A 23,633-nucleotide genomic window follows, 5' to 3' on the forward strand; every position below is an offset into this window, starting at 1 on the left:
TATGGACACCCAAGTCCCGTTAGAGGCCGCCCTCGCCGCCGACTCGAGTTTGGTGTTGCTCGTGCTGGCGGTGTTGGTCGTCGTGGTCCTCGTCGGTCGATTCCTGTTGAAGCTCGCGTGGCGGCTCGTCGCGATGACGACCGTGGGGATCGTCGTGTTTTACGCCGTGACCGTCGTCCTCCCCTCAGTGTTCGCGCTGGTGTAGGAAGTTCTCGATCACGTCGTGGCCGACACCCGTGAGAACGCTTTCGGGGTGGAACTGCACGCATTCGATGGGGTACTCGCGGTGTCGCACGCCCATGACCAACTGCTGACCGGCGTGGTCGGTCGTCGCCGTCACGCGGAAACAGTCCGGTATCTCGGTCGCGATCAGCGAGTGGTACCGACCGGCCTGAAAGCCCTGATCCAATCCCGAAAAGACGCCCCGACCGTCGTGAGAAACGGAGAAGGCCTTCCCGTGAACGGGTTCCGGTGCCCGTCCCACGCACCCGCCGTAGGCGTAGACGGCGGCTTCGAGGCCGAGACACACCCCAAGGGTCGGGATCTCGGGACTCAGCTCACGAAGTACGTCGAGCGTGACGCCCACATCCCGCTCGTTCTTCGGGTGGCCCGGCCCCGGCGAGATCACGACCGCGTCCGGATCGACCGCCCGAACCTCCGAGAGCGACGCGGTGTTGCGAAGGACCTCAGTCTCCGCACCCTGTTCGGAGACGTACTCGACGAGGTTGTAGGTAAACGAATCGAAGTTATCGACGAACAGCACGCGCTTTTCGCGGGCGAGGCTCACTGAACCACCCCCGCCCCCGGCTCGACCTCGATGCGTTCAATCGCGTCGAGGACGCCGCCCATCTTCTTCTCGGTTTCTTCGTACTCCGCTGCGGGATCGCTGTCGGCGACCAGCCCCGCACCCGCCTGGACGGTGATCTCGTCGCGCTCGCCATGTTCGATGGTCGCCGTTCGGATCGCGATCGCGGTGTCGGCGTCGCCGGTCCACGAGTAGTAGCCCACGCCGCCGCCGTAGATCCCTCGGGGCTCGGCTTCGAGCTCGTCGATGATCTCCATCGCGCGGATCTTCGGCGCCCCCGAGAGCGTGCCGGCGGGGAACGCCGCTCGTGTGGCATCAAAAGCGTCGTGTTCCGAGGCCAACTGGCCCGTCACCGTGGACTCGATGTGCTGGACGTGGCTGTATTTCAGGACGTTCATGAACTCTTCGACCCGGACCGAACCGGGCTCGCTCACCCGCCGGACGTCGTTTCGGGCCAGATCCACGAGCATCGTGTGTTCGGCCCGCTCCTTGTCGTCGGCGAGCATCTCGCCGGCGAGCCGGCGATCCTCGACGGGGCTCGACCCCCGCGAGCAGGTGCCCGCGATCGGGTTGCTCGTCACCAGCCCGTTCCGCACGGAGATCAGCGTCTCGGGGCTCGCTCCCACGACCGTTCGCTCGCCGTAGCCGAGCAGGTACATGTACGGCGAGGGGTTGATTTCTCTGAGAGCTTCGTACAGTCCAAGCGGATCGACCTCGCCGACGAGCTCGCGTTTCCGCGAGAGCACGCCCTGATAGATGTCCCCGTCCAGAACGCGTTCTTTCGTCTCCCGAACCACTTGCTCGTACTCCTCGCGGGCACCTGCCGACTCGCCCTCACGGACGAACCCGCCCGTCTCCGGTTCGGCGGCCCGTTCGAGGGCTTCTCGAACGCGCTCGACCTCCGCTTCCAGCGCGTCGTACAGGTCGTCGGGATCGTCCTCGGGGAAGACGACGGGAGTGAGAGAAAGCGTGAGCGTGCCCTCGAGGTCATCGAAGACGAGCGTTTTCGTACTGAGGACGAACTGGGCGTCGGGCGTCTCGCTTTCGGGTCGTTCGACCCCGACTTCCGAGAGCCAGAGGTCGTAGACCGCGTCGTAGGCGAGAAACCCCACGAGGCCGCCGTGGAGGTGATTGTCCTCGGGAAAGCCGAGCCGCGGGATGGCGGGAAGTGTCTCCCGGAGGCTGTCGAGGGTGTCGCCGCCGTTCGGCTCCATCAGTCCCCCGAGACGCTCGTCGCCGAGCACGTCGAGGTCGGTCGCCTCGGGCCGGACGGTGACGACCGCTTCGGGGTCGTAGCCCACGAAGGAGTAGCGGGCGTGGCGGGTGGCGCTCGCGCTCGCGGGCTGGAAGGCCCCGTCGGGATCCGAGGAGGCGACTTTTTCGGCGCTCTCGAGTAGGTAGCCGTACTCCGTATTGAGCGCGGCGTACGCACCGAGCGGCGTCGTCTCGGCATCGATGTGGACTCCGATATAGACGACCGACGGTTCCTCGACGGTCGCTCGGTCGCGGAACGTCTCGCGGTCGATCATCGCGCGGCGACCTCCGATCTCGTCCCCTTCGCTCGCCCGATGAACCGCTCGACTCTCTCGTGGTCCTTCAGCCCTCCCTCGCTTTCGACCCCACTGGCAACGTCGACACCGAAGGGCTCGGCGACTTCGACGGCCTCGGCGACGTTCTCGGGGGTGAGTCCACCCGCCAGCACCACCGGCGAGTCGAGGTCGTCTGCGAGTTCGCGGGTATGCTCCCAGTCGTGGGTCCGCCCGGTGCCGCCCGCCCCGCTCGCGTCCGCCGAATCCACCAACAGGGCGTCCGCGATCCCATCGAACTCGTGGGCCTCCTCGGGATCGCTCGCATCGACCGATTTTATCACCGGCCGTGATACCACTTCTTTCACTTCCTCGAGATCGGCCGGCGAAAACGGGCCGTGGATCTGGAGGACGTCCGGTCGAACTCGTTCGACAAGGTCGATCGCTTCTCCGGGGGTTTCGGGCATCGTTACGAGCACGCCGGTCACGAGCGGGGGGACCTCTTCGAGGAGGTCGGCGGCCCGCTTGGCGTCCACGGCGCGAGGGCTGTCGACCGGCACACCGCTGATGACGCCGATTGCGTCCGCGCCCCGCTCGACTGAAGCCGCGACGTCCGCCTCGCGGGTGTGCCCGCAGACTTTCACGCGGGTCATTGTATTACTGTCGTGCGCATCGATTCGAGTTTCTCGGTGGCCTCACCCTCGTCGATGGCGTTGGCCGCGATCTCCGCTCCCTCCGCAAGGGAGTCGCCCTCGCCGGCGACGTAGATCGCAGCGCCCGCGTTCGCGAGGATTATCTCGCGTTTCGCGCCCCCGACCTCGCCGGTCACGATCCCCTCTAGGTCGGCGGCGTTCTCCGCGGGCGTACCGCCCGCCACCGCGCTCACAGGGTGCGATTCGAGTCCGAGGTCCGCCGGTTCGAGGGTGTACTCCTCGATTTCACTCCCTCGAACTTCGGCGACACGGGTCTCGTCGTGGAGTCCGATCTCGTCCATGCCTGCGCCGTGGACCACGAGCGCGCGTTCGACATCGAGGTGGGAAAGCGCGCGAGCGAGCACCGGGACGAGGTCGGGATCGTACACGCCGACGACCTGTGCATTTGCGCCCGCGGGGTTGGTCAGCGGCCCGAGCACGTTGAAGATCGTGCGCATTCCTAACTCTTTTCGCGGGCCGATGACGGCCTTCATCGCGGGGTGGAAGACCGGTGCGAGCATGAACCCGATCCCCTGGTCCTCGATCATCCGCTCGACCGCCGGGGGTTCGGCGTCGATCTCGACGCCCAGTTCCTCCAGCACGTCCGCACTCCCCGAGTTCGAGGAGACCGAGTAGTTCCCGTGTTTCGCAACCGGGATGCCCGCGCCGCTGGCGACGATCGCGCTGGTGGTCGAAACATTGATCGTATCGTAGTCGTCTCCGCCGGTGCCACAGGTATCCACGAGCGGACTGCGCTCGGGCGCGATGGTCCGGGCCGCCCCGCGCATCCCCTCCGCGAAGCCCGCGATCTCGGCTTCGGTCTCGCCCTTCGCCCGCAGCGCGGTCAGCAGCGCACCGATCTGGGCCTCCGTGGCCCCCTCGAAGACCGCCGTCGCCGCTTCCCGTGCTTCGTCCTGTGTTAGGTCCTCGCCCTCCGTTACTCGCTCGATGGTATCCTTCATGAGTAAACTCCGATGTACGATTTCGGCTTGTAATGCACAAATCAGTACATCAACTTAAGCGTATCGTCGCCGCTTTCCCCGAGTCGAAAGCTTCAATTACTCCGGCGGGCTACCCGGAAGTGCACGAGGCAGCGAGGGTTGGTGGTCTAGTCTGGCTATGACACCTCCTTGACATGGAGGAGGCCGGCGGTTCAAATCCGCCCCAACCCACTAATTTTGCGCCGAGCACTTTCGCGAGGCGCAAATTCGTCACGTTGGTAGGATTTGAAGCAGGGAGTGAAACGAGCAGAGCGAGTGGAACGACCGAGGTTCAAATCCGCCCCAACCCGTTTCTGTTATGTTTCACTCGTAATAGATAGTAGTGCCGCGGGTTTCTTTACCCTCTCCGTCCCTTCCACCAAGTATGCCAACTGATCTCGTGGTACCCGAGGAAACCATACAGGAAGCCTGCGGGGAGGTCGAGTTCCCGCGAATGGGCGTCATCGAACAGGCCTGGGAGACCGATCCCATCCCCACCGACGAAATCGAGAACCGGGCGGCAGATGCAGTACAGGATCTCTCCTTCGAGGACGTCCCTGAAGGTGGCGAGGTGGCGGTCGGGGCCGGTAGTAGGGGAATCGCGAACCTGCCCGAGATCGTCCGCGGGGTCGTCCGGGGCGTCGAGGAATCGGGCTACGAGCCGTTCGTCTTCCCGGCGATGGGATCGCACGGTGGCGCGACGGCGGAGGGACAGGTCGACAAGCTCTCGACGCTCGGCGTCACCGAGGAATCGATAGGATGTCCGATCCGCGCGACGATGGAGGTCGTCGAGGTCGGGCGCACGCCCGAGCGCGACGTACCCGTCTACGCCGCCGCAAACGCGGTCGAGGCCGAGGCGATCGTCCCCGTCAATCGGATCAAACCCCACACCGACTTCAGCGGCGAAGTCGAGAGCGGCCTTTCGAAGATGCTCGTCATCGGGATGGGCAAGCAGCGCGGCGCGAAGACCGCTCACGACTGGGCGGTCGACTGGAGCCTGCGCAACATGCTCCCCAAGATTACCGAGATTCTCCTCGAAGAACTCCCGGTCGCCGGCGGCGTCGCAGTCCTCGAAAACGAACACGACGACACCGATCGAATCGAGGGTATTCCCCCATCGAGCTTCCTGAAACGCGAGGCAGAACTCCTCGAAACCGCGTGGAAGCACATGCCGAAACTCCCGTTCGACGACTTGGACGTGCTCGTGGTCGACCGAATAGGAAAGGACGTCAGCGGACAGGGCATGGACACCAACGTCACCGGCCGCCGGCACTTCACGATCAACGAACCCGAACCCGAATCCCCCGAGGTAAAGCGGATCTACGTCCGCGGATTTACGAAGAAGACGAAGGGCAACGCGATGGGCATGGGTGCGGCGGATTTCGTTCACGAGAACGTTTTCGAGGGACTCGAACCCTCGAAGACGCTGATCAACGCGATCACCGCGAGCACGGTTCGAGGAGTACGCCTCCCGCCGGTCGTCGGAACCGACCGGGTGGGGTTGACGGCCGCCCTCGGAACGATCGGCCCCGTCGCCGGTTCGGACGTCCGCGCCCTCCGGGTGACGGACACGATGCGCCTGCAGCGCTGTTACGCCTCCGCGGCGCTCTGTGAGGCCGCCCGCGAGCGCGAGGACCTGCGGGTCGTCGAGGAGCCCGGAAGGATCGAGTTCGATTCAGGGGGCGGGTTCGCCGCCGATTCGCCGGAGTAGGACGACCGGCGACACCGATTACTCCCTGCATCCCTAGGGGACGCCATGCTTCCCGACCCCGGACTGCTCGCTCGGCTCGCGGTCGCGGTCTTCGTCATCGTCACGCCGACGCTCATGTTCCTCGGGCTCGTCCGCCTGTTGAACCGGATGCGCGACGAGGACCTGATCTACCGGCTCATGACCGAAGAGGAACTGCGCCGAATCGAACGGTCCCATTCGCTTGCGGGGTTCGTCGAGGAGGTCACCGCCACGACTCCGGGGAGGGTTCGCTGCCCGGATTGTGGGGGGATCAACGCCGCAGGGATGGAGAGCTGCGTCGAGTGTGGCGCGCGGTTCGGATAACCGCCCTCGCGTTACTCCCCGTCGGCTTTGGCCGCCGTGAGGTCGTGTAGGGTCTCGTGAAAGCCGAGCACGAGCGAGGGAACCACGACGATGAAGCAGTGTTCTTCGAGCGGGATCCCGGCGACCTCGATTCCGGTGCGCTCGATGATATCGAAGACGCCCACTTCCAGCGTGTACCAGTCCCAAACGTACGCGACCGGGTAGAGCACGAGGATCGTCTTCGCGGCCCGTTTGAGCGCCCCTGCCCGTCGGAGCAACGCTCCGGCGATCGCTCCCCAGAAGACGATGGTCGCGAGATAGGTATAGCGCCCGAGAACCGTAATATCGAATCGCATACCGTCCTCGACGGATGGCATATGCTAAACAGTATCGCCGTGTGAATGACTAACGTTGATTACGGTGGACGGCCAAACACAACCGATACGATGGATATTGCCGATATAGCCACGACCGACTACACCGAAGCCGACGTCGGCGAGCGCTTCGGAAAGATCCGGGCCGCCTTCGAGGAAACCAACCCCAAAGCGATCGTGATCACCGACGACGGCGAGTACGCCGGCATCGTGACCGAGCGCCAGATCCTCCAGTCCCACGTCGAGGACAACACCAAGGCCTCGGCATTCATGCGTTCTGCGCCGGGGATCGACCGCGAGGAGGACCTTCGCGAGGTCGCGCGCATGCTCGTCGAGGGCGGGACGATGGTCGCGCCCGTCTTCAACGACGAGGACCTCTGGGGGATCGTCACCGCCGACGCCATCCTCGAAAGCGTCCTCGAGAACCTCGATGCGATCACCGTCGAGCAGATCTACACCGAGGACGTGGTCTCGATCAACGCGGACACCACCGTCGGCCGGGCGATCAATCTCCTGCGCGAACACGGCATCTCCCGCCTCCCAGTACTCGCTGACGACGGCCAACTCGATGGCGTCGTCACCACCCACGACCTGCGGGACGTGATCATCCGCGACATGGACAAGGCCACCGTCGGGGACCGGGGCGGCGACCTCGAACGCATCCTCGATATCCCGGTGTACGACGTGATGAACAGCCCCGTCGAGACCGCCGACCGCGAGGAGACGGCCCGCACCGCCGTCGAGCGCATGCTCGAACACGACTACAACGGCCTGATCGTCACCGCCGACGCGAACGACCGGCAGGTCACGGGTATCGTCACGAAAACCGACGTGTTGCGCGCTCTCACCTTCACCGAGGACGAGCACATGGACGTCCAGATCACCAACATCGACCTGCTGGATACCCTCGCGCGCGAGGACATCCGCACCGATATCGCGGGCGTCACCGACAAGTACCGCCGGATGCAGGTCCAGCACGCCCACGTGCGGTTCCAGGAACACAAGGAGAAACTGCGTGGCACCCCGCTGATCCACTGTCAGATCCGCCTTCGCACCAACCGTGGGCAGGTCGCCGGCACCGGCGAGGGCTACGGCGCCAACGCCGCGTTCCACGTCGCACTCGACAAGCTAGAGCGAAACGTCCTCGAGATGAAAGGGATGCAGTCCGACGAGGAGTACGAGGGGCAGTTGCTCAGAAAGCTCAACGAGATATAGGCCTCGTTTCGACCTCCCTGTCGATAGGTCGGCCAGAATAGTTATTGTAAATCAAATATAACTAGGCGCATGAGTACGGAACGCGTTGTCGAGACGGAGTCGTCGCTTGCGACGAAAGTCCTCTACCTCGTCGCGTCGGTCGTCCTCGGACTGGCCGCCCTCTGGATGACACCGCTCCTGATCGGCCCCGTTGCAGGGATAGAACTGGTAATCGTATTCTCGGCGGTACTCGTCGTGGCGTTTCTCACGCTGTTGGCGCTGGATTCCCGTCGGTAGGCCCCTCAGCCGACCGCCCTGAACGCGACGACCCCGACCACGCCCGCGACCAGCGCGAGCAGGATGTTCCCGGTGCGCCACATCACAAGCAGCGTCAGGCCGCCGGCGGCCCACTCGGCGGGGCCACCGGAAGCGAATTCGGGGCCCAGAATCGCGATCACGATCGCGCCCGGGAGGACCGAGATCCCGGCTTCGAGCCGGTCGCTCACCTCGAATCGGCTCAACAGCCACAGCCCGCCGACCTTCGTGAGGAAGGTCACGACGGCCATCGCGAGGATCACGGCCACCACCCGGGGATCGAGCGAAAGGACCTCAGCCATCGTAGCGGATCACCTCGACGCCGCCGGCGAGTGCCCCCCCGACGAGGATGTACCACTGGCCGGGGAGGAGTTCGGCCGCAAGCAGCGCGCCCGCGAGCGCGACGGTCCACGGAACGAGGGACGACCTCCCTTCCCAGAGTTCGGCGGCGAGCGCGACGAAGACGGCCGCGAGGACGAAGTCGATTCCATACCTGGCGGGGTCGCCGATCGCCCCGCCCGCGAGAACGCCGAGCACCGTCGAGCCGACCCAGAACGTCCAGACGGCGATCCCGCTGCCCAGCAGGAACGCGCCCCGGCCGCTGCCAGAGCCCAGATCGCGCATCGTCAGCGCCCAGTTCTCGTCGGCCATCAGGAAGAGGCTCCCGTAGGCCTGTTTCGCCGAGAGCCGACTGAACCACGGCTGGAGGGCCGCCCCCATCAGCGAGTATCTGAGATTAATCGCGAACACCGCGAGCAGGACCGTCACGACGGGGATCGGGTCGGCCCAGAGCTCGACGGCGACGATCTGGGAAGTCCCGGCGACGACGGTGGCGCTCATCAGCCCCGCCTCCGCGGCGCTCAGCCCCGCACCGGCGGCAAGCACCCCGAAGGCGATCCCGTAGCCCCCGACCCCCAGCGCGATCGGAAGCGCCGTGAGAAAGCCCGCCCGAACCCCGTGACGACCGAACGTGACCGTCCTCGAATCGGCGTCGCCGCTCCCCTCGTCACTCCGTGGATTAGACATGCTCCGGTGTCCTCGACTGGTTCTCCAGCCCGATGTGTCCGGGAGTGCTCACACGTTCGCGTCGAGCAGTTCCCACAGCCGTTCGTGATCGCCGTCCATGCGCTCCAAGAGATCGCGTGCCCGCTCTCTGGTCGCCTCGTCGACCCGGACGTGGACCATCCCCTCGCCGGGCTGGCCGTAGACGACGCTCGCGCCCTCAGGTGCGAGGGCGAGCGCGGGTAGAGTCACGAGGTCTTCTTCCCCTTCCACGTCGATGGCGACCGGCTCCTCGCTCTCGACGGCCTCCCGAAGCGCCCGAACCATCGATGCCGAGAGCGCCGCGGCCGGGTTCGTCGCTTCGAGACGGCGCGCACCGCTCGCCTCGAGGGTGTCCGCGACCTCGGGGTCGACCGCGTCGCGTTCGGTCAGCCCGTCGACCACGGCGACGTCGGGCGTACGGCCGATCCGCTCGAAGTGGTAGGCGACGACGTCACCCACCGCGATCAGGGATCCCGAGACGTCCCCCAGAAGGACCTCGGCGTCGGTTTCGACCGGCCCCATCGGGTCCTTGAACGCGCCCCGGAGCGACTCGGGCAGTCGGACGAGGACCTCGGCGTCTGCCATCAGCGGACTTTCAGCGCGTACTCGCCCGGTTCGGTGACCTGCATCTCTTGGGCGATCTCGCTCTCCTCGGGGTGGGCGATCACGACGTAGCCCGCCCAGTCCTCGGTAAAGGAGGTCGACCCACACGATGGACAGGCGTTGGTGTCGGGATCGGCGACGCGATGACAGTCCCGACAGACCTTCCGGTTGCGCGCCATTTAGTCGTCACCTGCCGCCTGCTGGCGCGTCTCGTGTTCCTCGGTGAGCCAGCCGTGTTTGCCGAGGCCGGGCTGTTTCGCGGTCAGGCCGATCTTCGAGTCCCGCGGGTTGCGCTCGTCGATGCTCTTGGTAACGATCCGGGCCCGAATCGCGTCGTCGACCCCGAGGGTGCGGTTGGACTCGGTCGAGGCGAGCTGTTGGTTCTCCGCGTCGTACGAAAGGTACTCGTCGGAGATCTGTGAGACGTGCAGCAGGCCGTCGACGGGACCGATCCCGATGAACGCGCCGAACTCCACGACCTCCACGACCGTCCCGTCGATGACCTCCTGCATCGAGGGGTCGAAGGTGACGGCGTCGAACTCCGCCTCGTAGAAGACCGATCCCTCGTGGCGTTCCCGCTCGGGGAGAACGACGCCCTCGCCGATGTCGTGGACCTCGGTGATGGTCACGACGCTTCCGACGTCGGAGTCCATCCGTCCCTCGAGTTTGTCCTGAAGTAATCGCCGTATCTGATCGGTCGTGACGCTGCCGAGTTCCCGTGCGGGGACTTCGACCGTGTCCGTGAGTGTAACCCGTTTATACATGTTGTGGCTGAGTGACTGCGAGTTCGTTCCGGCCCCTTAAACCAATTACTGGAACGCCGGCATCGAGCAGGCGCTCGCGCAGCGGGCCGTCGTTCGTGACGACGTACTCGACCTCGCCCGCCCGTGCAAGCGAGACGATGGCGTCGTCAGCGTGTGATTCCTCGACTTCGATCGATCGACAGCGCTGTGCGAGATCCAACCCGACCGAGGCGGCGACCGCCTCCTCGCTTGCACCGCCGGCGAGGTTCCGCAGCTCCCGGAGGACCGAATCGGGCACGACGAGTTCCCCCCCGGGAACGAGCGAATCGAGCGCCTCGAACACCCGCACGTCACACTCGACCGGAATCATCAACGCGTTGGTGTCCATGCAGACGACGGCCATCTACTCGACGAGCGTTCCGATACCGATGAGCCGCCAGCGCGTGCCGACCCGGCGGTTCATGGCGATCTTCGCGCCGACGGGCGCACAGACCGGCCGCTTGAGTTTCACCTCACATTCACCCTCGCGGGCGCTCGTGACCGCGCCCACGGTGGTCGCGGTGCCGATCGTCATCATCAGCGGCTCACCGGTCGAAATCTCGTCGATCGAATCGCCTTCGTCAGCGCCGACGACCCGCTCTAAGAGGTCGACGTCCATCGTAAAGGACTCCCACGTCGGCGGGAGCGTCCCGGGGATCCCGGCGATCTGGCCCGCGAGCGCGTCGCCCTTCGTCAGGCTGGGATCTAGTCCGGTGCCCACGCCCAGCAGACCGCCGGGCACCGCCCGGTCGACCTGTTCGCCGCCGGCCTGAATCGAGCGGATGTCCGTTCGAATCGGCTTCCAGGAGGACTGTCCTCCTTCCTCGACCTCGCGACCCGGCCGGACTTCGAGTTCGTCGCCGACCTCGAGATGCCCGGAGACGAGACTGCCGCCGATCACGCCGCCGGTGAGGTCCTCCCAGGTGGTTCCGGGGCGATTGATGTCGAAGCTCCGGGCGACGTGGAGGCGTGCCTCGGCGTCGGGGTCTCGGTCGGGGGTGGGGATCTCCTCCTCGATCGCGCCGATGAGGTAGTCGATGTTGACCTCCTGTTGGGCGCTGATCGGGACGATCGGGGCGTCCTCGGCCACAGTACCGGATACGAACTCCTTGATCTGCTCGTAGTTTCGCTCGATCCGGTCGCGATCGACCAGGTCGACCTTGTTCTGGGCGATGACGACGTTCTCGATCCCGATGATGTCGAGCGCCATCAGGTGCTCTTCGGTCTGGGGCTGGGGCACCTCCTCGGTGGCGCTCACCACGAGGACCGCCCCGTCCATGATCGAGGCTCCCGAGAGCATCGTCGCCATCAGGGTCTCGTGGCCCGGCGCGTCGACGAAGGAGACAGTGCGGACGACCTCGCTCTCCTCGCCGTCGGGGCAGGTCTCCTTGACGGTGTAACAGTCGGGTTCCTCGACGCCCGGACACCGCCGGAAGGTCGCGTCGGCGTAGCCCAGCCGGATGGAGATCCCGCGTTTCATCTCCTCGGAGTGCTGGTCGGTCCACGACCCCGAGAGGGCCTGTACCAGTGTCGTCTTCCCGTGGTCGACGTGGCCGACCAGTCCGATGTTCACCTCCGGTTGCCGTTGTTTCTCCGCCAATGTAGCCTCCATAGTAATTTGGTGAATCTTCGCCCCGAACGACTGATAAACCTACTGTTCTCCTACCTTTGGTTGGTGTGAACGTCCCCCGCTACTCGTCCACCCACACGACTCGTCTCGGGATCAGTCCGACGCCCCGTCGCTCTCGTTCGTCGCCGTCCCGTCGCTCTCGTTTTCGCCCCCGTCGTCCGCCTCCTCGCCCTCGCCCTCGGCTCCGGCGAGCGCGAGCGTCAGCGCGATGCTCTCGTCGTCACCCTCCGAGAGGGTGAACGACTCCTCGGCCTCTTCGCCGTCGAGTGCCGCCGTCACAGTGTACTCGCCCGGTTCGACGCCCCGCTCGATGACCCGACCGTCGGCGTCCGTCTCGAACGCCTCGGCGTCGAACGCCCCGCCGGTGACCGTCACGGTCGCGCCCTCGATCGCGGCGCCCTCCCCGTCGACCACCCGCACGAAGAGGTTCGTCCCCTCGACGTTCGGCAGGTCGTTCTCGCTTTCGGGGTTCCCGTGCTCCGCGCCGCTCTCCGATCCGCTCTCGTCGACTTCCGTGTTCTCCCCCGTCCCCTCGCGCTCGGCTCCCTCCTCGCTCCCGTTCTCCTCGCCGCCGCCGTTCCCGTCGCTCTCGTCGTCCGTACAGCCGGCGAGCGCCGCGATACCCAGCGCACCCGTCAGACCGAGAAACCGCCGTCGGCTGCTCCGTTCGGGGTCCATTGCTCGGCTCTCGATACGGGCGGGTCGACAAAAACGCTCCCGTTCGCTCCCGTTCAGAACAGGTCGAGGACGAACACTGAGAGGTACAGTTGGCCGAGCCCGGCCACGACCATGACCGCGCCGGCCAGCCGTTTCAATCGATCGCCGTAGCCCACCAGCCGTTCGGTGCCGAGCGCGACGCCGACCCCGGTCGCGACGGTCGCTGCCACCATCAACAGGCCCACGCCGCCCGCGTACGCGCCCATTACGAGCGCGGTCTCAAGGGGCGGCCGGGCGATCGCGCCCAGAAACACCCCAAGCACGACCGGCACGACACAGCCTGCCGCGGCCAGCGCGTAGACCGCGCCGAAGATCGAGAACCCGAGGATCCCTGTCCGACGCTCCGGAAGGGCGACCCGCAACGAGGGACCCCGATCGAGAACGACGAGCAGCCCGAAGACCACGAGTGCTGCCCCGATGACGGGCTCGAGCAACACGAGCCGCTCGAAGCCCGCTTGGCCGACCCCGACCGCCACCGCCGCGAACGCACCGAACACCGCGAGGACGCCAGCGCCGGCGGCCAATCCTCTGAGGAGCGCGCCGCCGACCGGCCGGCGGTTCCCCGTCTCGGCCCGCGAGACGTAGTAGCCGACGTAGCCCGGCAACAGGGGGTATGCACACGGCGAGAAGAACGTCGCCACCCCGGCCCCGAACGCGAAGCCCATCGTTCCGAGGAGTTCAAGGTCGGGCATCTACTGGGCGTCCTCGATCGCTTCGAGCAGTCGGTCGGCCTCCACCAGCCCCGTGTGCGACCACGTCACCGTGTTCTCGACGTCCAGTACCACGGCGGTCGGCAGCCGTGTCACGTCGTGGCGCTCGGTCAGTTCGTGGTCGGCGTCGTGGGCGACCGTCCACGCTCCGTCGTGGGCGGCCCACCACTCGGCGACCTCCTCGGGCGGGAGCGTGGTCCCGACGGGTTCGTTCGTGATCGAGAGAAACTGGACCCCCTCGACCCGGTCGTGGGTCTCGACGAGCGCGGGCATCTGCGTCTCGCAGGGCCCACACCACGTCCCGAAGAAGTCGAGGAAGTTTACGGTCCCTCGTTCGGGCATCCGAACCTCGCCGGCCTCGCTGCCGGGAGCCTCGATCGTCTCGAGGGTGATGGGGTCGTAGCCACCTCCCAGGGAGTTCGAGGAGACGGTCCACGCGCCCAGCCCGAGGACGCCGGCGCTCGCCGCGCCCGCCAGTAGGTCGCGTCGGCGCATCAGCCCTCGGCGACCGCCGAGAAGTCCTCGACGACGCGCGAGGTCTCGGGCACCCCGGCGTAGGCGCGCTCGACGTAGCCCTCGCGGTTGACGAGGTAGGTGATCGGGTAGTGATCGAAGGCGTACTCGCCCATGTCGTGGCCCGAGTGGTCGCCCTTCAGTTCGCTGGGGTCGATCCGCTCGTACTCGACGCCGTAGGTGTCCGTGACGACCTCGCGGGCGCGCTCTTCGCTTTCGGGTCGGAGGAAGTGCCAGTTCTCGGCCTCGTAGTCGACGCCCTGTGCCTCGCCGTACTCCCGGAGGACCTCGGCGGTGTCGCGCTCGACGTCGAAGGTGGTCGCGAGGAACGCGGCCTCGCCCTCGTAACCGTTCTCGATGGCGTCGGCCTGCGCGTGGCGAAGCACCTGCGTCAGCGCGGGACAGATCCCGTCGGGACATCGGGTGTAGATGAAGGTCATCAGGACGACCCGCTCGCCCTCGAAGTCGCTCGTCGTGACCGTTCGATTCCGAAGCGGGTCCGGAAGCGTCGACTCGGGGAACTCCTCCCCGAAGGCGGGATAGGGGAGGTCCTCGCTGTCCGCCCCTTGGTCCTCGGGTTTGCCGAGGGCCGTGTTCTGCGTGCCCCGCCCCAGACAGCCAGCACTGAAGGCCCCTGCGGTCGCCGCCACAGCGCCCAGGTACGTACGCCGGTCCATGTCGACGCCTGGGTCCCCACGCCATTGGGGGTTCTGGTTCGCCCGTCGAACCCGCGTGACCGTCGCTGCTGCTGGAGCCGTCCCGCACCCCTCCGCGACCGAAAACGGCCGCTCGCCGTCCGGTCCTCGTCCGGGGTCGAGGGGGACCGAAGGGGACTTTACGCCCATCGCGCTACGTTCGAACGAGGCGCTCGATACGTCGTCTGAGCCCGTCCGATCGGCTACAGAACCATGAACGACACTCGCCAACGGATTCACGATCACATCGCCGCCCGCCCGGGCGTACATTTCAACGCCATCGTCCGGACGCTGGATATCGCGCCGGGGCAGGTCCAGTATCACGTCCGGAAACTGCTCGACGAGGGGATCGTGCTCGAACGGATCTCCGGTCGGACCCACTACTACCCGCCGGGGTACGACGGCTGGGAGCGCGGCGTGCTGGCGCTGTTCCGTCGGGAAACTGCCCGGGAGGTCCTGTTGTACCTCCTCAAAGACGGGCCGACGACTCCCGCGACGATCACCGCCGACCTCGACATCGCACGGAGCACGCTCGAATGGCACCTCGATCAGTTCGTCGCCCACGATATACTGGAAAAACGGTACGACTCGAAAAATCGGGTGACGATCGCGCTACTGCGTCCCGAACGGACGATGGAACTCCTCCGGGAGATCCGTCCCTCGACGCCGGATCGGTTCGTCGATCGGTTCGTCCGGCTCACCGACCGGTTGTTCGAAACCCGCGAGGAGTGAAACGGGTGAGGGCCTCAACGCCCACTGCGTGCCGTCTTCGATTTCGTTCGCCGTCGCTGGATCGGCAAAATGATACGGACAGTCCCCGTAAGACGGGCATGGAACCGCTCACCGCGTTCGTCCCCGCGGCGACGGAGTGGTCGGGAGTGCACTACTCGCTGCCGCTCATCGGGATCATCCTCGCCGCGGGTCTCGGGACGGCGACGCTGTTCGCCCTCAGCGTTCTGGCGTTCGTGCGGCGCCGCACCCGCCAGTACCTGCTCGTTACGGTCGCGCTCGGCGCGCTCGTCGTTCGCTCGGTCGTCGGGCTGGGAACCGTCCTCGCGCTCGTCCCCATGTCGATCCACCACCTGGTCGGCCACGGGTTGGACGTCCTCATCGCGGCCTTCGTCCTCTTAGCCATTTATCTGAGCGGCCCGACCGGCCACCAGCACCCGCCCCAGTCCAACTGAACGGGACCCCGACCGTCGGATTCGATGATCGAACCAGAACCTATAGCCTAGTTCGAGGTCGATATTCGATACCGTATGACAGACAGATCACAAGCTTCGACCGACGACACGAACGGTACCGACACGACGAGACGACGCGTTCTCAAGACGGGAGCAGGAGCGCTCGCGGCCGTCGGAGCCGTCCCGCTTCTCAGCGGATCGGCGGCGGCCCATTTCCCCGACCGGCTCGATATCGACATCCGACCCGACTGCGAGGAGAACAGGATCAATCCGCGGAGTCGCGGCGTCGTTCCGGTCGCCGTCATGTCGACGGAGTTCACCGACGAGAACGGCGAGACGGTCCGGTTCGATCCGATCGAGGAGGCCGTGCGCTATCGCTTTGGCGCGCCCGCCGTCGTCGAGGACGGCGGCGGCGCCCGACCCGCCCACGACGGCCACGATGGATCCGACACCGACGGCGCGCTGGTGCTTCACTTCCCGATGGAGGAGACGGGCTTCGACGAGGACAGCACGGAGGGACGGCTCGTCTGGGAGCGCGACGAGTCCGGCGAACACGGCTATTCGGGGACCGATGAGGTGACGGTCACGGGCGGCGACGGCTCCGGGAACTGATCCCAGTCACCGTGTAGATCAGCCCAGTGCCGACTCGATCTCCTCTCGGAGTTCGTCGGTGCTTGGGGCCTCCAGTTGCGTGTCGTTGACGAAGACGGTGGGAGTGCCCGAGACGCCCCGTTGCTCGGCCTCGGCCTTGCTCTCTTTGACCTGCTCGCAGAAGGGGCCGCTCTCGATCGCCGTCCGTACCGCCTCCTCGTCGGCGCCTAGTTCCGCGCCGAGCCCCGCGACGTTGTCAGCCGAGTACTCGTCCTGGAACTGGTAGACCTCCTCGACGAACGTGTAGTACGGGTCCGCACCCGCGTCCTCGAAGACCGCGAGCGAGGCGTTGGGGACCGCCCACGACCACGTCTCGTCCATCGGAATCGGAAGGTCGCGGTGCACGTAGGCGATCTCGCCGGTCTCGACGTAGTCGGCCTTGATCTCGGGAGCGGTGTCCTCGGCGTACCGGCGACAGTGGGGACAGGCGAAGTCCTCGTAGGCCGTGACCGTCACGTCGCTCTCGGGGTCGCCCGCGGGCGGCACCTCGACGCTGCGTTGTTCGCCCGAGCACTCGTGCTCGTCGCCGCCGCCACCTGAACCGCCGAGACAGCCCGCGAGCCCGCCCGCCGAGAGCGCGCCGGCGCTCGCGAGCAGCGCCCGCCGGGAGAATCCCTTCATAAACGGGAGTTCGGGGCAGACGGGTTAGGCCTGTCGCTCCGGCGGCCTTTTCTCGCTCGACTCCCTACCCTGCCCGTGCGCGAGTTCGGCTTCGAACTGTCGCTGTGTGCCCGCCTCGAACGCGAGGGAGGGATCGTCGCCAGACAGCTCGGCGGCGCGGTCGCCTCTCCGGGGGGCCGGATCCTCGATACCGTCCACATCGAACCCGGCCCGGAGTTCGAGGCGCGGGCGGCGATCACCCCCGAGGAGATCCCGGGCCCGGCCATCGAGGCCGCCGTCGAGACCGGCAGGGCGCGCTACTGGAAGGACGCCCTCTCGATCCACCCAGACCGCGCTCGGGGCGTGGTCGAGCGCGCGGTCGACGTGGGATTTTTCGAGCGCGAGCGCCGCGGCGGCCGGGAGTACGTCCGGCAAACGACGAGATACCCCGACTGGTTCGGCCCGATCACGGCCATCGAGAACAAACCGGATCTCTCGACCCCGGGCGATCTGGACCGCCAGCTCCGCTTCGACGTTTCGTTGGGGCTGGTCGACCGGGTGATCCTCGCGACCGAGAGCTACGTCACGCGCGCTCACCTGAACCGGCTTCCCGACCCCGTCGGCGTTTGGCGGGTCGTCGACGGCGAGCGCGAGGTCGTCCGGGAGCCGACGCCCCTCGATCCCACCGGGTGGGGCGTCGAACTCCGGGATCGAACGCCGATCCGGACCGACGTCGCGATGGTCTCGCCCGCCGAAAAGGCGAGAAAGCGCCGACGCATCGCCGAGCGCGCATACGGCAAGGGCTGGCGGGTCGAGCCGCCCGCCTGCGCTCGCGGCGCGCTCGGCGAGGCCGCCGGCGCGAGCGTGCCTTTCTGTTCGTACTACGGCCGGATCGTCGATCCCGGCGAGTGCGGTCCGGCGTGTCCGGGCTACGAACCCGGCGAGTCGCCCGCGGTCGATCTGACCGGTGAACGCGAGCGCCGGACCCCGTGGGTGGCGGATCCGGCGGGGCGGAAACGGCGACAGGCCGGCCTCGACCGGTTTTCGACCTGACTCGCTCCCGACTCCCCTACCGCCGGACCCGCATCGGCCGTTCGGCCCGGATGAACGGGTCGCTCTCCCCCTCCTCGGCGAGCGCCAGCCCGTCGTCGTCGCGGACGACCCGCCAGTCGGGAAGCGCCGGGATCCCGTAGTCTTCCGGGTCGGCGTACCGGTACGCCACGGTCCACGCCCGGGCACGCATCGACGCCCTCGTCCCGCGTCGGGACTTCGATCCGGCTGGACGCGGTCGGTCCTCGATGTCCTTTTCATCCATCCTCACACCTCCCCGGCGATTACCCGCGCGACCCGCTCGCGGTCGAACAGCCGCTCCTCGGCGGGGAGTTCGGGATACGGTCCCTCCTCGTAGGTCGGCCACTCGCCGAACTCCTGTGGATAGAGCTGTTTCGCGGTCATCTCCAGTTGGAAGAGGTTGAGGATCGGGCCCTGATACCGCGCGCCCTGCGGGTGGACGCGCCCCTCGCGCACCGCGGTGATCTCGGCGGCGACCGGATCGGATTCGAGCGCCGCGCGGGTGTCGGGCATGCTCGTGTCGGGCTCCATCCCACCGAGAAACAGGATCACCTCGGGGTCGGCCTCCAACAGCGTCTCGAAGTCGACGGTCGCGCCCGACTCGACGGTCCCCTCGAAGGCGTCGCGTGGCCCCAGCGGGCGGGTGTGGGCCGTCAAAAACCCCGGATTGCCCAACGTGTACGCGTAGATCGACTTCAGGTCCGCGGAGGCGATCATGACCGCCGTCGGGCGCTCCTCGGCGGGTAGGAGTCCCGATTCGATCGTCGCGAGCAGGTCCTCGTACACCGCCGCCAACTCCTCGAACCGCGCGATCTCGTCGAACGCCGTCGTGACGAGTTCGAACTGCTCCCACAGGCCGTAGTACTCGTAGCCCTCGGCCCACTCTGCGGGCGGCTCCTGGTGGCGGTCGCTCAGCGAGTTGCCGAACCACGGGGCGACGTTCTCGGCGATCTCCTCGACGTCCTCCCGGGTCCACCCCTCCACCTGTGTGACCCACGCCGGGTCCGCGAGGTGGACGTCGCTGTCGAGTTCGTACAGCGTCTCCTTGTCGGGCTCCCACGAGGAGTACAGCCCCGACCAGTCGAGCGAAACGCCCGGCAGCCGTTCTACGAACTGGTTCCACAGCCCGTCGTAGTAGTCGGGAGCGTGCAGCGCGGTGACCCCGTCGCCGCGTCCGAGCGCGAGCGCCATGTCCGCGTGGTGGGTCAGCCTCGTGAAGACGGTCTCCGGGGGTGACTCGAAGGTCACCTCGCCGACCGGCGATATCGAGACGGTGTACCCCCCGGAATTCCCGTTTCCGTCGGTTCCGGCCCCATCGCCCGAGTCGCCGGTACAGCCCGCCAGTAGCCCACCGGCGACGACCGTCCCGCCGTACTTCACGTACTCCCTGCGCGTCGGTGCTTCGAGCGACATCGTGGCTCTCGACATATTTTTAGGCTAGCCTAAAACACGATAACTCCTCCGGTTTTTAGGCCTGCCAAAATTTCGTCGATCGGGGTTCTCTGGTAGACACTCCTCGACGGCAGTTCGTGGTGTCGCGGCTCCCCTCGCGGCTTTACGGGTCGTGGTGACACGCGCGAATCGGTGTCACCCGCGGGCCGCGGTCGGTGAGTTCGACCTCGGCGTCGATTCCGAAGACTGCCGCGAGCAGTTCCTCGGTGACGACCTCCTCGGGAGCGCCCCGCGCCTGAATCTCGCCGCCCTTGAGCGCGACTACGTGGTCGGCGTAGCGGGCGGCCTGCTCGATGTCGTGGAGCACGAGTACGACCGTGATCTCGCGGTCCTCCCGGAGAGTGCGGACGATCTCCATCACTTCGAGTTGGTGATGCATGTCGAGGAACGTCGTGGGCTCGTCGAGCAACAGGACGTCGGTGTCCTGGGCCAGCACCATCGCGATCCAGACGAGCTGTTTCTGCCCGCCGCTCAGGCTACTCACCTCTCGCTCGTGCAGGTGGTCGACCCCCGCAAGCGAGATCGCGTCCCGGACCGCACACTCATCCTCCTCGCCGACGCTATCGAAAAACCCCCGATGGGGATAGCGACCGTGATAGACCAGCTCCTCGACGCTGATCGACCCCGGCGAGACGTTCTCCTGGGAGAGCAGGCCGAGCTTGCGGGCCAGCTCTTTGGCTCCCAGTTGGTGGATCTCCCGGCCGTCGAGGACGACCGAGCCCCCATCGAGCGCGAGCTGATCGGCGAGCCCCTTCAAAAGCGTGCTCTTTCCCGACCCGTTCGGCCCGACCAGCGCCGTCACCTCGCCGGGCGGGACGACGAGCGACTCGCCGTCGATTACCGGGTCGTCCTTCGAGTAGCCGATGACGAGGTCCTCGCCGGCGAAGGTCGCGCCCGCACCCGAGCCCCCGGTCGCGTCGGCGGTCGGTGTCGTGCGTTTCGATACGGCCGTCCCCAGTCGTGTGTTCAGGTTCGTGTTCACGTGTTTGACCATCAGATCTCACCCAATTGTTCGGTTTTCCGCATCAGATAGAGGAAATAGGGCCCGCCGACGAGTCCGGTGACGATCCCGACGGGAAGCTGGACCGGCGACAGCGCGAGGCGCGCACCGACGTCAGCGGCGACCAGCAGCGCCGGCCCGGCGAACAGACAGCCCACCACCAGCCGCTTGTAGTCGCTCCCGACGACGTTCCGGACCACGTGGGGGACGATCAGGCCGACGAAACCGACGATCCCGGCGACGGCGATGCTCGCCGCGGCGGCCAGCACCGCCACCCCCGAGAGCGCGAAGCGGACCTTCTCGACGGACATCCCGAGCGCGCTGGCCGTGCGCTCGCCCAGCAGGAGGACGTTCAGCTGGCGGGAGCTCACGAGTGCGAGGCCCATCGCCACGACCGTCCAGGGCAGGACCATCCGGACCTGCCGCCAGTCGGTGCCCGTCAGCGAGCCGGTCGTCCACGCGATCGCGTTCTGAACCACGCCGATGTCGTCGGCGAAGAAGAAGATGCCCGTCTGCAGGGAGTTGCAGACGGTACCGACGATGACGCCCGCGAGCACCAGTCTGACGGGACTCGTCCCGCCCTTCCAGGCGATGGCGTACACGAGTAGGAAGGCGAGCGCGCCGCCGACCGAGGCGATCACCGGCAGTAGCGTCGACAGCCCGCTGAAGACGACGAGCGTCAACAGGATCGCGAGACCGGCGCCCGAGGAGACCCCGAGGATGAAGGGACTCGCGAGTTCGTTTCGCGTCACCGCTTGGAAGATCGCCCCCGAAACCGCGAGGTTCATCCCGACGAACGCGCCGACGAGCACCCGCGGCAGGCGGATGTTCCAGACGATCAGCGTCTCGCGGGAGAGTTCGATCCCCGCCGATGAAAGTCCCAGGGTCGCCGCCAGCCCGTCGCCAAGCAGTAGTTCGGCGACCACGCCCGGGTTCGTCCACACCGTCGGGTCGAACACCGCCCGCCACGCCTCCGCGAGGCTCATCGAGTACGCGCCGAAGCTGACCTGCACCAGCCCCGCGACCACGACGATCAGCGTGCTCGCGAGCGCGAGCGTCAGCAGGCGGGTGTCGGCCAGCCACGCGAAGCGTTCCAGTCGAGTCGACCGCCCGACCCGGTCCTCGCCCGCCATCTCAGACCCGCCTCACGAGGTGATCGCGGACCGCCCGTTGGGCTTTCCCACACAGTTCGTCGAGGCGCACCGCGGTCACGAGTACCGGGTAGTCGATTGGGAACCCGTCGTAGAGATACCCACAGAGGTCACCGTGGCGCACCCCCGCCTTTCCGTCGGCGCCGGTCGTCCGACCGAAGTGTGACTGTCGGTCGAGTACGAGCGAGTCACAGTCGGCGCGGAACGCCGCGAGGCACGCGTGGCGCTCTCGGAGCTCCTCGAACCCGTGGGCGGAAAGCGGCGTCTCGTTCCCCTCGAGCAGCCACTCGCGGATCGGTTCGATGATAGCGTCCGCACCGGAGAGCGAGTCGGCCTCCGCCTCGAGCGCGCGGTCCATCGCGGCGAGTTCGGCCCGACGCCGGTCGGTCTCGGCGCGGACCGCACGACGGAGTCCCGGCGTCGCTCCGCCCGTCGTGAGTGCGTGCGCGATGTCCTCGCCGAGTTCCGCCACGAGCAGTTCCTCGTGCGCGCGATTCTCACAGACCGGCCCGACCGTCCCGGCAAACGCCTCGCGGATCGGCCGAGAGACCGTCCCGCCGGCCGGAGAGACGAGCGTCTCGCCGGGCGCCTCGGAACCCGTTCGCGGGGAGATCGATCCGAGCCGGGTGCGAAACCGGCCGTAGGCCTCGCGCTTCGCCTCGACCGCCTCGCGCTCGCGGTCGACGCGTTCGCACGCCCGCTCGACGTGGGTTCTCATCGGCCGGCGACGATCCCTGCGATTTCGGCGCGGTCGAACAGCTCTTCCTCGCCGAACTCATCGGGGAAGAAGTCGTGGGCGGCGCGCTCGGTCGTAAAGAGGTTCTGGATCGGCCCCTGATAGATCGGCCCACCGCGGAATACGTTCCCGTCTCGAACGGCGGTCAGTTCGCTCGCGACCGGGTGATCCTCCATGAACGCGAGGACCGTGTCCTCGAACGCCGCCGCCGACTTGTCCTCGTGACCCCGCACCAACAGGGTGTCGGGATCGACCTCGAGCATCGTCTCGTAGTCGATCTGCCCGCGATCGCTCGTCGAGAGTCCCTCGATGCCCGTTCCCGCGAGCGCGTCCTCGATCCCGAGGTCGTGGAACTGCTTCTTGTTGGTTCCCTCGTCGGCGAGGCGGTACGGCGAGAACGCCTCGGGTTCGTCGCCGTCGCCGAACACCAACAGCGCGTTCGGGCGCTCCTCGGGCAGTCGGTCCTGAACGCCCGCGACGAACTCGTCGTGGAACGCGGCGAACGCCTCGTAGCGTTCCTCCGCCTGATAGACCTGCGCGACCGTCTCGAAGGCCTCGTAGAGCGTGTAGTACTCGTAGTCGTGCCACTCGTCGGTTCGCCGGAAGATCGCGTTCCCGAGGAAGGGTGCGACGTTCGTTCGGACGTCCTCGACGTCGCTCTCGTCGAGGCCGAAGAACTCGTTGTTCGTGAGCCACTGCGGGTCGATCAGGTGGAGATCGGCGCCGAGTTCGTAGAAGATCTCCCTGTCGATCCCGCTCTCGCCGAGGATGTCCTGGGGTTTGTCGACCGAAACCCTGTCGAGTTCGTCGTAGTAGCCCGTGTGATAGCGGTTCGTCTCGGCCATCGCGATCAGCGAATCCTCGACGCCGAGTGCGACACACATATCGGCGTAGCCCGGAAAGTACGTCACGACCCGCTCGGGCACCGATTCGAGTTCGACGTCGCCGACCGGTGCCATCGAGACGGTGTAAGACCCACCGCCGTCATCGCTCGCGTTCCCGCCACCGGTACCGGTTCCGTCCCCACCGTCGGAACCGCCGCCGGTACAGCCGGCCAGCGCGAGTCCCGTCGCCGCACCGCCCGATAGCAGTACGTCCCGTCGCGTCACCCTCCGCCGCGAACTGTCGGCCATATGATTTAGGCCTGCCTAAAGACACATAACGCTTTCCGTTTTC

32 protein-coding genes and 1 tRNA gene are annotated in these 23,633 nt (G+C 66.8%); 10 read left to right on the forward strand and 23 right to left on the reverse strand.

What is annotated here, in order from left to right; all coding sequences use genetic code 11:
* Position 1: 1 nt before the first annotated feature.
* A complete protein-coding gene (locus HAPAU_RS05350; protein ID WP_066380451.1) occupies positions 2-205 on the forward strand; it encodes a hypothetical protein in 204 nt (67 codons plus the stop codon).
* On the opposite strand, the gene trpG is transcribed toward HAPAU_RS05350, so the two are convergent.
* The 4 genes from trpG to trpD are packed head-to-tail and all read right to left on the reverse strand — an operon-like array spanning position 185 to position 3,985.
* Entirely contained in the window at positions 185-787 is a 603-nt protein-coding gene (gene trpG / locus HAPAU_RS05355) for an anthranilate synthase component II (RefSeq protein WP_066380453.1), read from the reverse strand. The two genes, HAPAU_RS05350 and trpG, sit on opposite strands and share 21 nt — an antisense overlap.
* Complete coding sequence (trpE, locus tag HAPAU_RS05360) at positions 784-2,334, reverse strand: anthranilate synthase component I (RefSeq protein WP_066380455.1); 1,551 nt, start codon at positions 2,332-2,334, stop codon at positions 784-786. The genes trpG and trpE overlap by 4 nt, the downstream gene beginning before the upstream one ends.
* A complete protein-coding gene (locus HAPAU_RS05365) occupies positions 2,331-2,984 on the reverse strand; it encodes a phosphoribosylanthranilate isomerase (protein WP_066380456.1) in 654 nt (217 codons plus the stop codon). The genes trpE and HAPAU_RS05365 overlap by 4 nt, the downstream gene beginning before the upstream one ends.
* Complete coding sequence (gene trpD / locus HAPAU_RS05370; RefSeq protein WP_066380457.1) at positions 2,981-3,985, reverse strand: anthranilate phosphoribosyltransferase; 1,005 nt, start codon at positions 3,983-3,985, stop codon at positions 2,981-2,983. The genes HAPAU_RS05365 and trpD overlap by 4 nt, the downstream gene beginning before the upstream one ends.
* A 135-nt stretch (positions 3,986-4,120) precedes the next feature.
* Here trpD and HAPAU_RS05375 point away from each other — a divergent pair.
* From HAPAU_RS05375 to HAPAU_RS05385, 3 genes are all read left to right on the forward strand, one after another.
* Positions 4,121-4,195: transfer RNA gene (locus HAPAU_RS05375), tRNA-Val, on the forward strand.
* 193 nt (positions 4,196-4,388) lie between these two features.
* Positions 4,389-5,714: a hypothetical protein gene (locus HAPAU_RS05380; RefSeq protein WP_066380458.1), complete on the forward strand. Its 1,326-nt coding sequence runs from the start codon at positions 4,389-4,391 to the stop codon at positions 5,712-5,714.
* A gap of 45 nt (positions 5,715-5,759) precedes the next feature.
* Positions 5,760-6,056: a hypothetical protein gene (locus HAPAU_RS05385; RefSeq protein WP_066380459.1), complete on the forward strand. Its 297-nt coding sequence runs from the start codon at positions 5,760-5,762 to the stop codon at positions 6,054-6,056.
* Positions 6,057-6,067: 11 nt separating this feature from the next.
* Here HAPAU_RS05385 and HAPAU_RS05390 read toward each other — a convergent pair whose 3' ends face one another.
* Positions 6,068-6,391, reverse strand: a complete 324-nt coding sequence (locus HAPAU_RS05390) for a lycopene cyclase domain-containing protein (RefSeq protein ID WP_066381905.1) — start codon at positions 6,389-6,391, stop codon at positions 6,068-6,070.
* A gap of 90 nt (positions 6,392-6,481) precedes the next feature.
* Between HAPAU_RS05390 and HAPAU_RS05395 the strand changes: the two genes are divergently transcribed.
* A complete protein-coding gene (locus tag HAPAU_RS05395) occupies positions 6,482-7,624 on the forward strand; it encodes a CBS domain-containing protein (RefSeq protein ID WP_066380460.1) in 1,143 nt (380 codons plus the stop codon).
* 69 nt (positions 7,625-7,693) lie between these two features.
* Positions 7,694-7,900: a hypothetical protein gene (locus tag HAPAU_RS05400; protein ID WP_066380462.1), complete on the forward strand. Its 207-nt coding sequence runs from the start codon at positions 7,694-7,696 to the stop codon at positions 7,898-7,900.
* A gap of 5 nt (positions 7,901-7,905) precedes the next feature.
* Here HAPAU_RS05400 and HAPAU_RS05405 read toward each other — a convergent pair whose 3' ends face one another.
* The 11 genes from HAPAU_RS05405 to HAPAU_RS05455 form a co-directional block, all read right to left on the reverse strand.
* The gene (locus tag HAPAU_RS05405) at positions 7,906-8,220 is read right to left on the reverse strand and encodes an AzlD family protein (RefSeq protein WP_066380464.1); all 315 of its coding nucleotides are present in this window, start codon (positions 8,218-8,220) and stop codon (positions 7,906-7,908) included.
* Complete coding sequence (locus HAPAU_RS05410; protein WP_066380466.1) at positions 8,213-8,944, reverse strand: AzlC family ABC transporter permease; 732 nt, start codon at positions 8,942-8,944, stop codon at positions 8,213-8,215. Before HAPAU_RS05410 ends, HAPAU_RS05405 begins: the two co-directional genes overlap by 8 nt.
* A 48-nt stretch (positions 8,945-8,992) precedes the next feature.
* Positions 8,993-9,547, reverse strand: a complete 555-nt coding sequence (locus HAPAU_RS05415) for a GTP-dependent dephospho-CoA kinase family protein (RefSeq protein WP_066380468.1) — start codon at positions 9,545-9,547, stop codon at positions 8,993-8,995.
* Positions 9,547-9,744: a transcription elongation factor subunit Spt4 gene (spt4, locus tag HAPAU_RS05420; protein ID WP_066380469.1), complete on the reverse strand. Its 198-nt coding sequence runs from the start codon at positions 9,742-9,744 to the stop codon at positions 9,547-9,549. The genes HAPAU_RS05415 and spt4 overlap by 1 nt, the downstream gene beginning before the upstream one ends.
* On the reverse strand, positions 9,745-10,329 hold the full coding sequence (locus HAPAU_RS05425; RefSeq protein WP_066380471.1) for a DNA-directed RNA polymerase: 585 nt from the start codon (positions 10,327-10,329) through the stop codon (positions 9,745-9,747). It lies immediately after the preceding gene.
* Positions 10,322-10,711 (reverse strand): DUF188 domain-containing protein, encoded by a 390-nt coding sequence (locus tag HAPAU_RS05430; RefSeq protein WP_084383669.1) that lies wholly within the window; start codon positions 10,709-10,711, stop codon positions 10,322-10,324. The genes HAPAU_RS05425 and HAPAU_RS05430 overlap by 8 nt, the downstream gene beginning before the upstream one ends.
* Positions 10,712-11,959 (reverse strand): translation initiation factor IF-2 subunit gamma, encoded by a 1,248-nt coding sequence (locus HAPAU_RS05435; RefSeq protein ID WP_084383670.1) that lies wholly within the window; start codon positions 11,957-11,959, stop codon positions 10,712-10,714.
* A 111-nt stretch (positions 11,960-12,070) separates the two neighbouring features.
* On the reverse strand, positions 12,071-12,655 hold the full coding sequence (locus HAPAU_RS05440) for a carboxypeptidase-like regulatory domain-containing protein (RefSeq protein ID WP_066380472.1): 585 nt from the start codon (positions 12,653-12,655) through the stop codon (positions 12,071-12,073).
* Positions 12,656-12,708: 53 nt separating this feature from the next.
* Positions 12,709-13,386 (reverse strand): cytochrome c biogenesis CcdA family protein, encoded by a 678-nt coding sequence (locus HAPAU_RS05445; protein ID WP_066380473.1) that lies wholly within the window; start codon positions 13,384-13,386, stop codon positions 12,709-12,711.
* Positions 13,387-13,899, reverse strand: coding sequence for a TlpA family protein disulfide reductase (locus HAPAU_RS05450; RefSeq protein WP_066380476.1), 513 nt, complete (start codon positions 13,897-13,899; stop codon positions 13,387-13,389).
* Positions 13,899-14,594, reverse strand: a complete 696-nt coding sequence (locus HAPAU_RS05455) for an SCO family protein (RefSeq protein ID WP_066380477.1) — start codon at positions 14,592-14,594, stop codon at positions 13,899-13,901. The genes HAPAU_RS05450 and HAPAU_RS05455 overlap by 1 nt, the downstream gene beginning before the upstream one ends.
* Before the next feature lie 231 nt (positions 14,595-14,825).
* On the opposite strand from HAPAU_RS05455, the gene HAPAU_RS05460 reads away from it, so the two are divergent.
* The 3 genes from HAPAU_RS05460 to HAPAU_RS05470 all read left to right on the forward strand — a co-directional run bounded on the left by HAPAU_RS05460 (position 14,826) and on the right by HAPAU_RS05470 (position 16,408).
* Positions 14,826-15,344: a winged helix-turn-helix transcriptional regulator gene (locus tag HAPAU_RS05460; protein WP_066380478.1), complete on the forward strand. Its 519-nt coding sequence runs from the start codon at positions 14,826-14,828 to the stop codon at positions 15,342-15,344.
* A gap of 98 nt (positions 15,345-15,442) precedes the next feature.
* Positions 15,443-15,796 carry a DUF7471 family protein gene (locus HAPAU_RS05465; protein WP_066380479.1) on the forward strand — a complete coding sequence of 118 codons (354 nt, stop codon included), beginning with the start codon at positions 15,443-15,445 and terminating at the stop codon, positions 15,794-15,796.
* Positions 15,797-15,871: 75 nt separating this feature from the next.
* Positions 15,872-16,408, forward strand: coding sequence for a hypothetical protein (locus tag HAPAU_RS05470; protein ID WP_066380480.1), 537 nt, complete (start codon positions 15,872-15,874; stop codon positions 16,406-16,408).
* A gap of 18 nt (positions 16,409-16,426) precedes the next feature.
* Here HAPAU_RS05470 and HAPAU_RS05475 read toward each other — a convergent pair whose 3' ends face one another.
* Entirely contained in the window at positions 16,427-17,068 is a 642-nt protein-coding gene (locus tag HAPAU_RS05475) for a DsbA family protein (protein WP_066380482.1), read from the reverse strand.
* Positions 17,069-17,143: 75 nt separating this feature from the next.
* Here HAPAU_RS05475 and HAPAU_RS05480 point away from each other — a divergent pair, with 75 nt between their 5' ends.
* Positions 17,144-18,100: a DUF5787 family protein gene (locus HAPAU_RS05480; RefSeq protein WP_066380484.1), complete on the forward strand. Its 957-nt coding sequence runs from the start codon at positions 17,144-17,146 to the stop codon at positions 18,098-18,100.
* A 16-nt stretch (positions 18,101-18,116) separates the two neighbouring features.
* Here HAPAU_RS05480 and HAPAU_RS05485 read toward each other — a convergent pair whose 3' ends face one another.
* From HAPAU_RS05485 to HAPAU_RS05510, 6 genes are all read right to left on the reverse strand, one after another.
* Positions 18,117-18,362, reverse strand: coding sequence for a hypothetical protein (locus tag HAPAU_RS05485; protein ID WP_066380487.1), 246 nt, complete (start codon positions 18,360-18,362; stop codon positions 18,117-18,119).
* A gap of 2 nt (positions 18,363-18,364) precedes the next feature.
* Positions 18,365-19,546, reverse strand: coding sequence for an ABC transporter substrate-binding protein (locus tag HAPAU_RS05490; protein ID WP_066380488.1), 1,182 nt, complete (start codon positions 19,544-19,546; stop codon positions 18,365-18,367).
* 127 nt (positions 19,547-19,673) lie between these two features.
* Complete coding sequence (locus HAPAU_RS05495; protein WP_066380489.1) at positions 19,674-20,564, reverse strand: ABC transporter ATP-binding protein; 891 nt, start codon at positions 20,562-20,564, stop codon at positions 19,674-19,676.
* The gene (locus HAPAU_RS05500; protein ID WP_066380490.1) at positions 20,564-21,703 is read right to left on the reverse strand and encodes a FecCD family ABC transporter permease; all 1,140 of its coding nucleotides are present in this window, start codon (positions 21,701-21,703) and stop codon (positions 20,564-20,566) included. Before HAPAU_RS05500 ends, HAPAU_RS05495 begins: the two co-directional genes overlap by 1 nt.
* 1 nt (position 21,704) lies before the next feature.
* On the reverse strand, positions 21,705-22,439 hold the full coding sequence (locus HAPAU_RS05505; protein ID WP_066380491.1) for a DUF7260 family protein: 735 nt from the start codon (positions 22,437-22,439) through the stop codon (positions 21,705-21,707).
* Complete coding sequence (locus tag HAPAU_RS05510; RefSeq protein ID WP_066380492.1) at positions 22,436-23,590, reverse strand: ABC transporter substrate-binding protein; 1,155 nt, start codon at positions 23,588-23,590, stop codon at positions 22,436-22,438. The genes HAPAU_RS05505 and HAPAU_RS05510 overlap by 4 nt, the downstream gene beginning before the upstream one ends.
* Positions 23,591-23,633 lie beyond the last annotated feature (43 nt).

The sequence above is a fragment of the Halalkalicoccus paucihalophilus genome (assembly GCF_001593955.1).
Classification (GTDB): Archaea; Halobacteriota; Halobacteria; order Halobacteriales; family Halalkalicoccaceae; genus Halalkalicoccus; species Halalkalicoccus paucihalophilus.

Coding starts and splice junctions, on each gene's coding strand:
- HAPAU_RS05350 (WP_066380451.1), top strand. CDS start 2: ATGGACACCCAAGTCCCGTTAGAGGCCGCCCTCGCCGCCGACTCGAGT.
- trpE (WP_066380455.1), bottom strand. CDS start 2,334: ATGATCGACCGCGAGACGTTCCGCGACCGAGCGACCGTCGAGGAACCG.
- HAPAU_RS05365 (WP_066380456.1), bottom strand. CDS start 2,984: ATGACCCGCGTGAAAGTCTGCGGGCACACCCGCGAGGCGGACGTCGCG.
- trpD (WP_066380457.1), bottom strand. CDS start 3,985: ATGAAGGATACCATCGAGCGAGTAACGGAGGGCGAGGACCTAACACAG.
- HAPAU_RS05380 (WP_066380458.1), top strand. CDS start 4,389: ATGCCAACTGATCTCGTGGTACCCGAGGAAACCATACAGGAAGCCTGC.
- HAPAU_RS05385 (WP_066380459.1), top strand. CDS start 5,760: ATGCTTCCCGACCCCGGACTGCTCGCTCGGCTCGCGGTCGCGGTCTTC.
- HAPAU_RS05390 (WP_066381905.1), bottom strand. CDS start 6,391: ATGCGATTCGATATTACGGTTCTCGGGCGCTATACCTATCTCGCGACC.
- HAPAU_RS05395 (WP_066380460.1), top strand. CDS start 6,482: ATGGATATTGCCGATATAGCCACGACCGACTACACCGAAGCCGACGTC.
- HAPAU_RS05400 (WP_066380462.1), top strand. CDS start 7,694: ATGAGTACGGAACGCGTTGTCGAGACGGAGTCGTCGCTTGCGACGAAA.
- HAPAU_RS05405 (WP_066380464.1), bottom strand. CDS start 8,220: ATGGCTGAGGTCCTTTCGCTCGATCCCCGGGTGGTGGCCGTGATCCTC.
- HAPAU_RS05410 (WP_066380466.1), bottom strand. CDS start 8,944: ATGTCTAATCCACGGAGTGACGAGGGGAGCGGCGACGCCGATTCGAGG.
- HAPAU_RS05415 (WP_066380468.1), bottom strand. CDS start 9,547: ATGGCAGACGCCGAGGTCCTCGTCCGACTGCCCGAGTCGCTCCGGGGC.
- spt4 (WP_066380469.1), bottom strand. CDS start 9,744: ATGGCGCGCAACCGGAAGGTCTGTCGGGACTGTCATCGCGTCGCCGAT.
- HAPAU_RS05425 (WP_066380471.1), bottom strand. CDS start 10,329: ATGTATAAACGGGTTACACTCACGGACACGGTCGAAGTCCCCGCACGG.
- HAPAU_RS05430 (WP_084383669.1), bottom strand. CDS start 10,711: ATGGCCGTCGTCTGCATGGACACCAACGCGTTGATGATTCCGGTCGAG.
- HAPAU_RS05435 (WP_084383670.1), bottom strand. CDS start 11,959: ATGGAGGCTACATTGGCGGAGAAACAACGGCAACCGGAGGTGAACATC.
- HAPAU_RS05440 (WP_066380472.1), bottom strand. CDS start 12,655: ATGGACCCCGAACGGAGCAGCCGACGGCGGTTTCTCGGTCTGACGGGT.
- HAPAU_RS05445 (WP_066380473.1), bottom strand. CDS start 13,386: ATGCCCGACCTTGAACTCCTCGGAACGATGGGCTTCGCGTTCGGGGCC.
- HAPAU_RS05450 (WP_066380476.1), bottom strand. CDS start 13,899: ATGCGCCGACGCGACCTACTGGCGGGCGCGGCGAGCGCCGGCGTCCTC.
- HAPAU_RS05455 (WP_066380477.1), bottom strand. CDS start 14,594: ATGGACCGGCGTACGTACCTGGGCGCTGTGGCGGCGACCGCAGGGGCC.
- HAPAU_RS05460 (WP_066380478.1), top strand. CDS start 14,826: ATGAACGACACTCGCCAACGGATTCACGATCACATCGCCGCCCGCCCG.
- HAPAU_RS05465 (WP_066380479.1), top strand. CDS start 15,443: ATGGAACCGCTCACCGCGTTCGTCCCCGCGGCGACGGAGTGGTCGGGA.
- HAPAU_RS05470 (WP_066380480.1), top strand. CDS start 15,872: ATGACAGACAGATCACAAGCTTCGACCGACGACACGAACGGTACCGAC.
- HAPAU_RS05475 (WP_066380482.1), bottom strand. CDS start 17,068: ATGAAGGGATTCTCCCGGCGGGCGCTGCTCGCGAGCGCCGGCGCGCTC.
- HAPAU_RS05485 (WP_066380487.1), bottom strand. CDS start 18,362: ATGGATGAAAAGGACATCGAGGACCGACCGCGTCCAGCCGGATCGAAG.
- HAPAU_RS05490 (WP_066380488.1), bottom strand. CDS start 19,546: ATGTCGAGAGCCACGATGTCGCTCGAAGCACCGACGCGCAGGGAGTAC.
- HAPAU_RS05495 (WP_066380489.1), bottom strand. CDS start 20,564: ATGGTCAAACACGTGAACACGAACCTGAACACACGACTGGGGACGGCC.
- HAPAU_RS05500 (WP_066380490.1), bottom strand. CDS start 21,703: ATGGCGGGCGAGGACCGGGTCGGGCGGTCGACTCGACTGGAACGCTTC.
- HAPAU_RS05505 (WP_066380491.1), bottom strand. CDS start 22,439: ATGAGAACCCACGTCGAGCGGGCGTGCGAACGCGTCGACCGCGAGCGC.
- HAPAU_RS05510 (WP_066380492.1), bottom strand. CDS start 23,590: ATGGCCGACAGTTCGCGGCGGAGGGTGACGCGACGGGACGTACTGCTA.